Source organism: Catellatospora sp. IY07-71 (assembly GCF_018326265.1).
Classification (GTDB): Bacteria; Actinomycetota; Actinomycetes; order Mycobacteriales; family Micromonosporaceae; genus Catellatospora.
In genome coordinates this window covers 147724-160173 of sequence record NZ_AP023360.1, presented here as the reverse complement: position 1 = coordinate 160173, position 12450 = coordinate 147724, and the positions used below count along the sequence as shown (strand labels likewise).

10 protein-coding genes are annotated in these 12450 nt (G+C 70.5%); 4 read left to right on the top strand and 6 right to left on the bottom strand.

Going from position 1 to position 12450, the window contains the following annotated elements; all coding sequences use genetic code 11:
• Positions 1-154 precede the first annotated feature (154 nt).
• On the bottom strand, positions 155-2683 hold the full coding sequence (gene otsB, locus CS0771_RS00750) for a trehalose-phosphatase (RefSeq protein WP_212839327.1): 2529 nt from the start codon (positions 2681-2683) through the stop codon (positions 155-157).
• Between the two features lie 8 nt (positions 2684-2691).
• The gene (locus CS0771_RS00745; protein ID WP_203754319.1) at positions 2692-4104 is read right to left on the bottom strand and encodes a trehalose-6-phosphate synthase; all 1413 of its coding nucleotides are present in this window, start codon (positions 4102-4104) and stop codon (positions 2692-2694) included.
• A 240-nt stretch (positions 4105-4344) separates the two neighbouring features.
• Here CS0771_RS00745 and ettA point away from each other — a divergent pair, with 240 nt between their 5' ends.
• From ettA to CS0771_RS00725, 4 genes are all read left to right on the top strand, one after another.
• A complete protein-coding gene (ettA, locus tag CS0771_RS00740; protein ID WP_212839326.1) occupies positions 4345-6021 on the top strand; it encodes an energy-dependent translational throttle protein EttA in 1677 nt (558 codons plus the stop codon).
• Positions 6022-6120: 99 nt separating this feature from the next.
• Positions 6121-6522 carry a thioesterase family protein gene (locus tag CS0771_RS00735; protein ID WP_212845532.1) on the top strand — a complete coding sequence of 134 codons (402 nt, stop codon included), beginning with the start codon at positions 6121-6123 and terminating at the stop codon, positions 6520-6522.
• The gene (locus CS0771_RS00730; protein ID WP_212839325.1) at positions 6507-7136 is read left to right on the top strand and encodes a hypothetical protein; all 630 of its coding nucleotides are present in this window, start codon (positions 6507-6509) and stop codon (positions 7134-7136) included. The genes CS0771_RS00735 and CS0771_RS00730 overlap by 16 nt, the downstream gene beginning before the upstream one ends.
• Before the next feature lie 274 nt (positions 7137-7410).
• A complete protein-coding gene (locus tag CS0771_RS00725) occupies positions 7411-7878 on the top strand; it encodes a YbjN domain-containing protein (protein WP_203754341.1) in 468 nt (155 codons plus the stop codon).
• Between the two features lie 121 nt (positions 7879-7999).
• On the opposite strand, the gene CS0771_RS00720 is transcribed toward CS0771_RS00725, so the two are convergent.
• The 4 genes from CS0771_RS00720 to CS0771_RS00705 form a co-directional block, all read right to left on the bottom strand.
• Complete coding sequence (locus CS0771_RS00720) at positions 8000-9280, bottom strand: delta-60 repeat domain-containing protein (RefSeq protein ID WP_212839324.1); 1281 nt, start codon at positions 9278-9280, stop codon at positions 8000-8002.
• A 113-nt stretch (positions 9281-9393) separates the two neighbouring features.
• On the bottom strand, positions 9394-9807 hold the full coding sequence (locus CS0771_RS00715; protein WP_305834274.1) for a globin: 414 nt from the start codon (positions 9805-9807) through the stop codon (positions 9394-9396).
• A gap of 10 nt (positions 9808-9817) precedes the next feature.
• Complete coding sequence (locus tag CS0771_RS00710; protein ID WP_212839323.1) at positions 9818-11170, bottom strand: MFS transporter; 1353 nt, start codon at positions 11168-11170, stop codon at positions 9818-9820.
• A gap of 140 nt (positions 11171-11310) precedes the next feature.
• The gene (locus CS0771_RS00705) at positions 11311-12330 is read right to left on the bottom strand and encodes a mechanosensitive ion channel family protein (RefSeq protein WP_212839322.1); all 1020 of its coding nucleotides are present in this window, start codon (positions 12328-12330) and stop codon (positions 11311-11313) included.
• Positions 12331-12450: the final 120 nt, after the last annotated feature.

The following is a 12450-nucleotide window of genomic DNA, read 5'->3' as shown; positions in this document are numbered from 1 at the left end:
AAGATCGCTGTTTCGTGTCAGAACCTTGCGCTGAGCTGCACTTTCTGACACGAACTGCCGATCATCGCCCCGGATCGCTCAGCCCCGCCGACGTGAGTGGTAAGAAGGGCACCTTCTTCTACGCATAGCGTTAAGAAGGTGCCCTTCCTTTAGCTCAGGCGGAGAGGAGCTGGGCGCACCTGATCAGGCCGAGGTGGCTGTAGGCCTGCGGGTGGTTGCCCAGGCCCCGCTCCAGGTCGGGGTCGTACTGCTCGGGCAGCAGGCCGGTCGGGCCCGCCGTGGCCAGCATCTGGTCGAAGAGCTCCTGGGCGTCGGCGCGGCGGCCGGTGCGCAGGTAGGCCTCGATCAGCCAGGCGGTGCAGATGTGGAAGCCGCCCTCCTTGCCGGGCATGCCGTCGTCCCACTTGTACCGGTAGACCACCGGACCGGAGCGCAGCTCGGCCTCGACCGCGAGCACCGTGTCCAGGAAGCGCGGGTCGTCGTCGGCGAGCAGGCCGGACAGGCCGATCCACAGGCTCGACGCGTCCATCTCCGGGAAGCCGTACGCCACCGTGTACGCCTTGGTGCCCTCGTGCCAGCCCTGGTGCAGCACGTTGTCGGCGATCCGGTCACGCAGCTCCAGCCACTCCGGCCGCTCCTCGTTGGTGTGCCGCTCCAACACCTGGATCGCGCGGTCCACCGTCATCCAGGACATGACCTTGGAGTACACGTGGTGGCGCGGAGGCAGGCGGGCCTCCCAGATGCCGTGGTCGGGCTCGTGCCAGCGCTGGCTGACGGCCTGCACCATGGCCTCCATGACCCGCCACTCCTCGTGCCGGATCTTGCCGCGCTTGTCCGCGACCGCCATCAGCACGTCCGCGACCGGACCGAACACGTCCAGCTGGAGCTGCTTGTTGGCGGCGTTGCCGACGCGGACGGGGCGGGAGCCGGCGTAGCCGGGCAGGCTCTCGATCACGGCCTCGGGGCCGAGCTCGTAGCCGTCGACGGTGTAGAGCGGGTGCAGCCGCTCCGGGTGCCCGCCGGTGCGGTCGACGACGCCGTCGACCCAGCGCAGGAACGCCTCGGCCTCGGTCAGCGAACCCAGCTCGACCAGGGCCTTCACCGTCATCGCGCCGTCGCGCAGCCAGCAGAACCGGTAGTCCCAGTTGCGGATGCCGCCCAGCGTCTCCGGCAGCGAGGTGGTGGCCGCCGCGATCACGCCGCCGCCCTCGAAGTGGCACAGGCCGCGCAGGGTGAGCGCGCTGCGCAGCACGACCTCCTTCTCGGCCGACGGCAGCTCCAGCGAGTTGGCCCACTCCCGCCACGACGACTCGGACTTCTCCAGCCGCTCGCCGGTGGTCAGCGGGTGCGCCGTCAGGTTGTGGCTGCGCATGCGCATCTCCAGCAGCGCCTCGCCGTTCATCCGGGACAGGTCGATCACGGCGCGGGCGGTGTCGTGCCCGCCGTCGTCGACCACGTCCCACTCCACGCCGGGGGAGTAGAGGCACAGGTGCTCGCTGGTGCCGAGCACGAGCAGCCCGTCGGTGAGCGGCTGCAGCTGCACCGGCACCTGGCCGAACTCCGGGCGGGGGGCGTACTCGACGCGCACCACCGTGTTGCCGGTGAGGCGGCGCATCAGGCTGTCGCCCTCCAGCCAGTCCGTGACCGTGAGCCCGGACCAGCGGGTCTCGACCGTCATCGTGCCGGGGCGGTAGCGCTGGCCCAGCGGGTGCCCGCCGCGCTGCGGCGCGACGGTGAAGTGACCCGCCGGCGCGCCGCCGAGCAGGTCGGCGAAGATCGCCGCGGAGTCGGGCCGCGGGTGGCACAGCCAGCTGACCCGCGCGTCGGGGCTGATCAGCGCGACGGTGCGGCCGTCGGCCAGCATCGAGTGGCGCTCGATCGGCACCGCCCGCTCGCCGAACAGCCAGTGCCGCCGGGTCTCCAGCAGCAGCGCCAGGATGCGTACGGCCTGCAGCGGGTCGCCGACCCGGTGCCCGGCGGCGGTCTCCCCGGTGCCCACCTTGACGCCGACGTCCTTGCCGGACAGCGTGCGGAAGGCGTTCTCGTCGGTGACGTCGTCGCCCATGAACAGCACGGCGCCGGCGGAGACCTGGCGGCGCAGCTCGTCGATGGCGGTGCCCTTGTTCGAGGCGAGCACCGACAGCTCGACGACCTCCTTGCCCTCGGTGGTGTGCACGTTGGGCCAGGCGGCCGGGCCGCACCGGATGGCGTCGGTCACCGCGGTGGCCACGGCCCGGGAGGCGGTGCGCAGGTGCACGGCGACGCTGGCGGGCTTGTTCTCCAGGCGTACGCCCGGGTGGGCGGCGGCGATGCGCTCCAGCTCGGCCTGCAGCCGGCTGCGCAGGTCGACCTGGTCGGCGGCGAGCCGCTGCACGAAGCCGATGTCGAACTCGGAGCCGTGACTGCCGATGAGGTGGACCTCGCTGGGCAGGCGGGACAGCGCCGCCAGGTCGCGCAGGGCCCGGCCGGAGACCACCGCGACGGTGGTCTGCGGCAGGGTCGCCAGCGAGCGCAGCGCGGCGACCGCCTCCGGCAGCGGCGCCGCTGCCGACGGGTCCTCCACGATCGGCGCCAGCGTGCCGTCGTAGTCGCACGCCACCAGCAGGTGGGGCACGCGGGCCAGCTGCGTCAGCGCGGAGCGCAGGGCGGGGTCGAAGCCGTCGCGATCCAGATCGACGGTCATGCCCAGGGTCATGGTATGGCTCCCAGTTCGGTCAGGAAGTCTGACGCCCAGCGCGCCACGTCGTGGCGGCGCAGGTGCCGCTGCATCACGCTCATCCGGCGCCGGGCCTCGTGCTCGTCGACGGTGACCGCGCGCATGAGTGCGTCCTTGACCGCGTCCAGATCATGTGGATTGCACAGGAACGCCTGGCGCAGCTCTCCGGCCGCGCCCGCGAACTCGCTGAGCACAAGCGCGCCCCCATGCTCGAGGCGCGCCGCCACGTACTCCTTGGCCACCAGGTTCATACCGTCCCGCAACGGGGTCACCATCATCACATCGGCCGCGCAGTAGAGCGCGGCCAACTCACTGCGACTGTACGACTGGTGCAGGTAATGCACGGCAGGCACGCCGACGCGACCGAAATCGCCGTTGATCCGGCCGACCTCGCGCTCGACCTTGATGCGAAGTGCCTGGTAGTGCTCCACCCGTTCCCGGGAGGGCGTCGCGACCTGCACCATCACCGCTTCCGGCACGGAGAGCCGGCCCGCGCCCAGGAGCTCGCGAAACGCCTTCAGGCGGTGCTCGATGCCCTTGGTGTAGTCCAGGCGGTCGACGCCCAGAATAACCGTTTTGGGGTCTCCCAGCTCGGCCCGGATCTGGATCGCACGTTCCCGGACAAGTGGATTGTCCGCGAGACGCTGCATCTCGCCCACATCGATGGAGATCGGGAACGCGTCCGCCTTGACCTGGCGACCCTCGTATTCGATCACGTTGCCGTGGTACGGCGTGCCGAGCAGGTGGCGGGCCAGCCGGATGAAGTTCTGCGCGGCCAGCCGCTGCTGGAAGCCGACCAGGTCGGCGCCGAGCAGCCCGCGCAGCACCTCGGCGCGCTGCGGCAGCTGCATGAACAGCTCGATGGGCGGGAACGGGATGTGCAGGAAGAAGCCGATCTTGAGGTCGGGCCGCAGCTCCCGCAGCATCGAGGGGACCAGCTGGAGCTGGTAGTCCTGCACCCAGACCGTGGCGCCCTGGGCGGCCACCTCCGCCGCGGCCTCGGCGTAGCGCCGGTTGACCACGCGGTACGCCTCGCGCCAGCGCCGCCGGAACACCGGCGGCTCGACGTTGTCGTGGTAGAGCGGCCAGATCGTGGCGTTCGACTGGCCCTCGTAGTAGCGCTCGAGATCCTCCTCGGAGAGCGGCACCGGCCGCAGGTTGATCCCGTCCAGCTCGAACGGCTCCGGGGCCGGACCGGGCGACCCTGCCCAGCCGATCCAGGTGCCGTGGCGCTCGACGAGCACCGGGTGCAGTGCGGTGACCAGTCCGCCGGGACTGCGCCGCCAGCGGCGCCCGGAACCGGTGTCGCGCCCCCCGGGCGTGTCCGTGGTCACCTCGTCCACGGGCAGCCGGTTGGCGACGACGACGAACGGGCTGCGATCGACCATCGCTGCCTCTCCTCCGATCGGTGGATCGTGGGCCATCCTCTGAGACTACTGAAGTCCTCTGAATGGTGGATCATCGGCGCGGCGGGCGATGGTGATACGTGTAGATCATCCCAGCGCTGTGCATTGATCACAACCCGCTGCGTGATGCCCGGAGCGTAACCGCCCAAACCCCGAAGAGCAGCTTCGGGGGCGACCTGGGAGTATTGATGGCGAAGACGTCTGAAGGGGGTTGGCCCGACCGTGGCCCAGTACATCTACACGCTCGAAAAGGCACGCAAGGCGCACGGCGACAAGGTTGTGCTCGACAACGTCACGCTCAGCTTCCTGCCGGGTGCCAAGATCGGCGTGGTCGGCCCGAACGGCGCGGGTAAGTCCAGCCTTCTGCGGATCATGGCCGGTCAGGACATCCCCAGCAACGGCGAGGCCCGGCTCATGCCCGGCTACACCGTGGGCATGGTGGCCCAGGAGCCGCGCCTGGACGAGTCGCTGACGGTGCTGGAGAACATCGAGCTCGCCGTCGCCGACACCAAGCGCAAGCTCGCCCGGTTCAACGAGATCGCCGAGCTGATGGCGACCGACTACTCCGACGAGCTCATGGACGAGATGGGCAAGCTGCAGGAGCAGCTCGACCACAGCGACGCATGGGACCTCGACTCGAAGCTCGAGCAGGCCATGGACGCGCTGCGCTGCCCGGAGCCCGACCTGCCGGTCGGCCCGCTGTCCGGTGGCGAGAAGCGCCGCGTGGCGCTCTGCAAGGTGCTGCTGGAGCAGCCCGACCTGCTCCTGCTCGACGAGCCCACCAACCACCTGGACGCCGAGAGCGTGCTCTGGCTGGAGCAGCACCTGGCGAAGTACCCGGGCACCGTGATCGCGATCACCCACGACCGGTACTTCCTCGACAACGTGGCGCAGTGGATCCTCGAGCTCGACCGCGGCCGCACCCACCCGTACGAGGGCAACTACTCCACCTACCTGGAGAAGAAGGCGGCGCGCCTGGCGGTCGAGGGCCGCAAGGACGCCAAGATGAAGAAGCGCCTCTCCGAGGAGCTGGAGTGGGTCCGGTCGAACGCCAAGGCGCGCCAGACCAAGTCCCGCGCCCGCCTGGACCGCTACGAGGAGATGGCGGCCGAGGCCGAGAAGACCCGCAAGCTCGACTTCGAGGAGATCCAGATCCCGCCGGGCCCGCGCCTGGGCAACACGGTGATCGAGGTCAAGGACCTCAAGAAGGGCTTCGGCGACCGGGTCCTCATCGACGACCTGTCGTTCTCGCTGCCGCGCAACGGCATCGTGGGCATCATCGGCCCGAACGGTGTGGGCAAGACCACCCTGTTCAAGACCATCGTCGGCATCGAGGACCCGAACGAGGGCAACGTCAAGATCGGCGAGACCGTGTCGCTGTCCTACGTGGACCAGAACCGGGCCGGCCTGGACAGCGGCAAGACCGTGTGGGAGGTCGTCTCCGACGGCCTGGACTACCTGATGGTCGGCAAGGTCGAGATGCCGTCGCGGGCGTACGTCGCCGCGTTCGGCTTCAAGGGCCCGGACCAGCAGAAGCCGGTCAACGTGCTGTCCGGCGGCGAGCGCAACCGCCTCAACCTGGCGCTCACCCTCAAGATCGGCGGCAACGTGCTGCTGCTCGACGAGCCCACCAACGACCTGGACGTCGAGACGCTCTCCAGCCTGGAGAACGCGCTGCTGGAGTTCCCCGGCTGCGCCGTGGTCATCTCCCACGACCGGATGTTCCTCGACCGCGTGGCCACCCACATCCTGGCGTGGGAGGGCACCGACGAGGACGAGTCGAAGTGGTTCTGGTTCGAGGGCAACTTCGAGGCGTACGAGAAGAACAAGATCGAGCGCCTCGGCGTCGAAGCCGCCCGCCCCCACCGCGTCACCCACCGCAAGCTGACCCGCGACTGACCCAAGATCGACCGACTTGCCAGGCACCTGGGCGTATGGGCGACCAAGATGCGCCCGGGTGCCTGGCAAGTTCGATGATCTCCAGCGGAGCGGAGAATGATGAGATTCACCTACCACTGCGCGTTGCGGTGGTCTGATCTTGACGCGTACGGGCACGTGAACAACGCGCGGTTCCTCACGCTGTACGAGGAGGCGCGGGTGGCGATGATGTTCGTCGGGGCGCGCGAGGCCGGGGTGACCTCCTTCGAGGAGGGCATCGTGGTGTCCCGGCACGAGGTGGACTACCTGCGGCCGGTGGACTACGGCGACCCGGTGCGCATCGAGCTGTGGGTCGAGGACCTGCGGCCGTCCCGGTTCACCGTCGCCTACGAGCTGTTCGACGGCGACCTGCTGGCCAGCCGGGCCAAGTCCGTGCTGGTGCCCTACGACCTGGTCCGGCAGCGGCCGCGGCGCCTGTCCGAGTCCGAGCAGAGTTTCCTGAAGCCATGGCTGTCGAACTGAGCGACCGCGCCGACGCGGCGGTGTTCCTGCGCCGGCTGCTGCGGCTGGACCCGGCGACCCTGGTGCGGCTGCGGCCGGCCGGGCCGGACCGGGTGGCGCTGTGGGCGCCGCTGCCGTGGGGCGTGCTGGTCACGCGTACCGTCGCCGGGACGGTCGACCGGGAGCGGGTCACCTCGGCGGCGGCGCTGCTGGAGGGTGTCACCACGCCGCCCGCCCGGGACGCCGAGTGGCGCGGCGCGCTGCCGCCCGCGACGGCGGCGGTGGTGGAACGGCTGCCCGCCGAGGTGGTGCAGGACGCCGCCGCCGCCGCGGCCCAGGCGCTGCGCGACGTCACGAAGGACGGTCTGCAGGGCCGCGCGGTGGGGCAGCGGGTGCTGCGTGACGCACTTCTCGACCACGTGGTGGTGCGCGGAGCCTCCGATGTGGACGGTGTAGCCTTCGCCGTGCCGCAGCGTCTCGTGCAGGGCTTGGTGCGGATGGGCTTCCTCGGCGCCGATGCGGTGAGCGTGCTCACCGCCGGGCCGTGGACGGGGCTGGCGGGCGCCTACGGGACTGCCTGGTTCCGGACACCGACTTTGTCCGTAAGGCCTATTGCCCGCAGCCCGATCAGCTGATGAGCCATCGTCTGTTCAGCCCGGGACCTTCGGTAAGGGGATGACGAAAGACGGCTGTCCGGGTAGCCTCCTCGCCGGGGATGGAACTGAGGGTAGGCGCGCAATCTCCCTCAGCATTGATCTGTCGGCTTCAGGCTACGGTCGGACAGGAGCATTGGCGATGGCGTGGTTCTCGTGGCAACGCTTGCGGGTGGGTCAGTCGGCGACGGGGACAGCGCGACCGCGCACCGTGCCGCAGCAGCGAAGTCTCTTCGAAGTGCCGGACGATCTGTCCATGATGGACAGCCTGCCGCCGGCGCCCACCGCGCTCGCCGCGGCGGAGACGCCGCAGGTCAATCTGCGCCGGATCGCCGCCACGCTGGACCTGCTCGACATCCGTTACCTCTCCGACGGCGAGGAGAGCCTGCTGGCCCTCTGGGAGCGGCACGCGCTGCTGTTCGCGGTCGAGGGCCCCGACGACGAGATCCTGGTCATCCGCGCCCGGCCGCACGCCACCGTGCCGCCGGAGCTGGCGGACCTGGCCTACCGCGCCGTCAACGAGTGGAACCACACCCGCCGCTTCGCCAAGGCGTACGTCGGCGACCCGACCGAGCGCGGCCAGCTGCCGATCTACGCCGAGTGGCAGGTGCCGCTGCGCTCCGGGGCGCACGACGCGCTGCTGATGGAGATCCTCGACTGCGCCGCCTCGGTGTCCACCACCTTCGTCGACTGGATGCACAGCGACGGCGGCCTCCTGCTGTGACCCGCGTCCGCGTGGCCCGGTGACGGGGCGCACGGACGGCGACAGCCGCCTGACCGGGGCTCGTACACCCGGACAGGCGGCTGTCTTCGTGACGGCCGTCTGAAGGCGGCCTACGGGCTCGTCAGTCCGTACGCGGGAACAGCCCGACCCGGCCGTGGTACTCCCGGCCCAGCTCGTCGGTGTCCGAGCCGACCAGCAGCCCCAGCGGGGTGATGGCGAACGCGCGCACCCCCACGCCGCGGCTGCGGGTCGGGTTCCACGGCAGCGCCATCCCGGTGACCGGGTGGATCGCGGCCACGCCGGGGCGCTCCACGGCGCCGGGGCCGGCCGACTCCATGCCGTACGGGTTGTCCAGCCAGCGCTGGTGGCCGCCCACGTAGACGGCGCCGCCGACGATCTCCACGGCGTACAGCGAGTCGCCGCCGGTGTGGTTGACCCAGGTGGGCCGCACCCGGCCGGTGGCGTACGTCTCGAAGCGGGCCGCCGTGTCGCAGGTGAGGTCGACCCCGCTGAGCCGGCCGGTGGTCACGATGACCAGGTACTCGCCGTCCGGCGAGAAGTCGACCGCCCGCACGTACGTGTCGAAGCCCTCCCGGCACAGCGGCACGTACGCGTCGGTCCACCAGTCGGCCGCCCTGGCGGGGTTGTCGCCGGTCAGGTCGAACATGGCCGCCTGCACCCGGCGCGCGCGACCGGCCCGGGTGAACGCGCCGACGGCCAGCAGCCGGTCGCCCTCCGGCGAGACGGCGATGTCCTCGACCTTCACCCGGCCGATCTCCGGCGCCTCCAGCCGCGGGTCGAACCACGGGTCGACCTCGCCCGTCAGCGCGTCCAGCCGGGCCAGGCCGAGCCGCTCGACGCCGTTGACCGCGCTGAACGAGCCGCCGAGATAGAGCCAGCCGCCGGAGACCGCGAGCCCTCGCACGTCGCCCCAGTTGATCGAGGCGTCGAAGCCCTCCACGAGCCCGCCGGTGGCCAGGTCCAGCCGGGCGATGCCGCGTACGTCCGCGTCGCCGACCTCCTCGAAGGGACCGCCCACGAACACCGTCCCGCCGGGGCCCGCGGCCAGCGAGAGCACCATGCCGTCGATCACCGGGGCGAAGTCGAGCACCGCACCGGTGCGCAGGTCGAAGGCGAACAGGTGCGCGCGGTCGTACTCCTGCTCCAGGGTGCTGTCGGCCACCTTCGTGAAGTCGCCGCCCACCACCACGGTCTCGCCGACGACCGCCAGCGCGTGCACCTCGCCGTCCAGGATGTGCGGCGTCCAGTCGGCCGGGTCCTCGCTCACCGTGCGGACCTGGCGCGCGCCAAGGTACTCCGGCGGCGGGCCGTGCGCGGCTCCCACCGCCGCGGGCAGCGCGATCGCGGCGAGCACGGCCAGTGACACGACACGACGGTGCATCAGGACGTCTCCTCGTCATTGGGGCGATTTCCCAGTGCCCAACGAGGCGACAGAAATCAGGGCACTCGCCTGACCCGTACGGTCAGGAAAGTGCCCTGGGTCACCGGACCCCGTCAGAGATCCTTGTTCACCATGAAGAAGGCCGCGCGCTCCAGGTAGTCCCAGAGCATCCGGTCCAGCTCGGGGGTGAGTTCCAGCACGTCCACGGCGTGGCGCATGTGGTGCAGCCAGGCGTCGCGCTCCACCTCGCCGATCACGAAGGGCGCGTGGCGCATGCGCAGCCGCGGGTGGCCACGCTCCTGCGAGTAGGTGTTCGGGCCGCCCCAGTACTGCATCAGGAACAGCCGCAGGCGGTCCTTGGCCGGGCCGAGGTCCTCCTCCGGGTACATCGGGCGCAGCACCGGATCCTCGGCGACCCCGGCGTAGAACTCGTCGACGAGCAGGCGGAAGGTGTCCTCGCCGCCGAGCAGCTCGAAGTAGTTCGGCACCGGCAGGGACGTCACGGGGGCAGCGGCCTGGTCACTCACCGGGCCAAGGCTACCCGGCGGCCGGAGCCTCGTTGAGCCGCCGGGCACGCTCGATCGCGGCCGCGAACCGGTCCTGCGGCGGCCACACGCTGAGCGCCACCAGCACCAGCACCACACCCGCCACGCTCCACAGGCCGACCACCTGGTGCAGCGCCCAGTGGTTGGCGAGCAGGCCGGCGACCAGCACCGAGCCGCCCTGCATGATCTGCACCCCGCTCTGCATCACGCCGAACGCGCGCGCCCGGTAGACGTTCGGCAGGGCCTGCACGAACAGGCCGTTGGCGACGGGCATCATGCCGGCCACGCAGAAGCCGGAGGCGGCGGCCATCAGGCAGACCGCGGTCAGCGACGGGTTCAGCAGCGCGGGCACCAGCACCAGCGGGGTGAGCAGCGCCAGCGGCCGGATCAGCGCCCGCTTGGTGGCCGGGGCCAGCATGCGGCCCACCACGATGCCGCCCAGCACGTAGCCGGCCGGGTTGGCCAGCATGATCAGGCCCTGGGCGAAGCCGCGCTCGGTGGGGCTCGCGCCCGGATCGAGGTGGTGTGCCCAGACCGCGGCCAGGCCCTCCGGCACGATGGCGAACAGCGCCACGCTGAAGACCAGGATGGCGATGCCGCGCAGCGCCGGGATGCCGAAGACCACCTTGAAGCCGTCGGCGGTCTCGCGCACCAGGTTGCGCCGTGCCGCGCGGGCGTTCGCCGCCGGGCGGGCCTTGACGAACAGGCTGAGCAGCAGCGCCGACAGCGCGAAGGTGGCGGCGTCGAGCAGCAGCGAGACCCGCGGGTTCAGCGCCGCCAGGAAACCGCCGGCCAGGTAGCCCACGATCTGGGCGGCCTGCCCGGCGCTCAGGTTGAGCGACAGGCCGACCACCAGCCGGTCCCCGCTGAGGATCGACGGGAGCAGGGCGGAGCGGGACGCGTCGTAGGGCGGGTTGCCCAGCGCGGTGAGGAAGAGCAGGCCGATCAGCAGCGGCACGGGCAGGCCCGGCAGGGCCACCAGCGCGATCAGCACCATCCGGGCGAGATCGCTGACGATCATCACCGTGCGGTACGGATACCGCTCCGCCACCGCGGCGAGCAGCGGCCCGAGCAGCACCCACGGCGCGAAGCTGATCGCGAACGTGGCCGCCGCGGCGCCGGCCGACTGCGTCTGCTGGTAGACCAGCGCGGTGACGGCGGCCTTGGCCAGGTAGTCGCCGATCCAGGAGAGCACGCTCGCGCCGAAGACACCCCGGTACTCGCGGTCGGCGAGCACCTCACCGAAGGTCGCGCGCTCCTCGGGTTGCGAGGCTGACGGCGCTGCTGCTTCATTCGGCGGGGGGTCGGTGCGCGTGGGGTGGTGCACCACCGGATGGTCCTCCATGGATCACACGACGTGTTGTCGAGGACCGTCATCCTGTCGCAGAGTCCGCCGAATGACCGCCCCATGCGGGATATCGTCGGTTGATTCTGCCCGATCGGTGGATAAAGCGCTAGCCTCTATGGCTGATACCCGTCAGTCCATCAGGGATTCTGTGCCGCCGGCTCCTCGGCGGGCACCGACGCGCGCAGCGTCCGCGCGGCCTGCATCTGCGCCGCGATGCCGGACGCCTCCAGCGCCTCGGTGAGCCGGCGGCGCATCTCCCGCTGCAGGTCCCACTGCCGGTCGGCGGAGGTCTTGCACACGGTACGGATCACCGCGCCGTCCACGCTGATGTTCTCCACGCCCAGCACCTGCGGCGGCTCGACGAAGTCGGCGGCCCACTCCGGATCGTGCGCGAACGTGTCGACGGCCTGGCGCAGCACGGAGGTCGCCTCCTCCACCCCGACGAAGCCGATCGGCACGTCGATCATGACGGTGGCCCAGCCCTGGCTCTTGTTGCCGATGCGGATGATCTCGCCGTTGCGCACGTACCAGATGACGCCGCGCCCGTCGCGGATCGTCACGGTGCGCAGGCCCACCGACTCGACGACGCCGACCGCCTCACCCGTGTCGATCACGTCGCCGACGCCGTACTGGTCCTCCAGCAGCATGAACAGGCCCGCGATCAGGTCCTTGACCAGCGACTGCGCGCCGAAGCCGAGCGCCACGCCGGCGATGCCGAGGCTGGCGATCAGCGGCCCGACGTTGATGTCGAACTCGCTCAGCACGATCAGGAAGGCCACCGAGAAGACGCCGACGGTGACCATGCTCTTGAGCACCGAGCCGATGGCCTCGGCACGCTGCCGGCGCCGCTCCGGGAACACCGACGTCGCGTTGACCACCGAGGCCGGGATCTTCTCCCGGATCGGGCGCAGCATCGTCGGCACCTTGCCCTGGGCGGTGCGGCCCACGATCTTGTTGATCGTGTGGTTGAGCAGCGCGCGGGCGATCATCGCGACGATGATGATGACGATGATGCGGAGCGGTTTGATGAGAAGGTAGTAGCCGCCGTCGGCCAGCCACTGCGAGTCCGACAGTTCGTAGACGCCCTTGCAGATCTTGTCCGCCATGCAGCCGACGGAGGGCGTCTCGGAGGGGTTCGGGTCGAACAGACTCAGCATGGCTACGTAGTTACCTCATGGGTCGGGGCCGGGTGCGGGCGGGTCTCGCGGGGATTTAGCTCGCATATGCCAATGAGCTGGGCAAAGCGTGCCTGAGAATTCATGAGACCGCCGCAAATT

Coding starts and splice junctions, on each gene's coding strand:
- CS0771_RS00725 (WP_203754341.1), top strand. CDS start 7,411: ATGATGGACAGCCTGCCGCCGGCGCCCACCGCGCTCGCCGCGGCGGAG.
- CS0771_RS00710 (WP_212839323.1), bottom strand. CDS start 11,170: ATGGAGGACCATCCGGTGGTGCACCACCCCACGCGCACCGACCCCCCG.
- CS0771_RS00705 (WP_212839322.1), bottom strand. CDS start 12,330: ATGCTGAGTCTGTTCGACCCGAACCCCTCCGAGACGCCCTCCGTCGGC.
- otsB (WP_212839327.1), bottom strand. CDS start 2,683: ATGACCGTCGATCTGGATCGCGACGGCTTCGACCCCGCCCTGCGCTCC.
- CS0771_RS00730 (WP_212839325.1), top strand. CDS start 6,507: ATGGCTGTCGAACTGAGCGACCGCGCCGACGCGGCGGTGTTCCTGCGC.
- CS0771_RS00735 (WP_212845532.1), top strand. CDS start 6,121: ATGAGATTCACCTACCACTGCGCGTTGCGGTGGTCTGATCTTGACGCG.
- CS0771_RS00745 (WP_203754319.1), bottom strand. CDS start 4,104: ATGGTCGATCGCAGCCCGTTCGTCGTCGTCGCCAACCGGCTGCCCGTG.
- CS0771_RS00720 (WP_212839324.1), bottom strand. CDS start 9,280: ATGCACCGTCGTGTCGTGTCACTGGCCGTGCTCGCCGCGATCGCGCTG.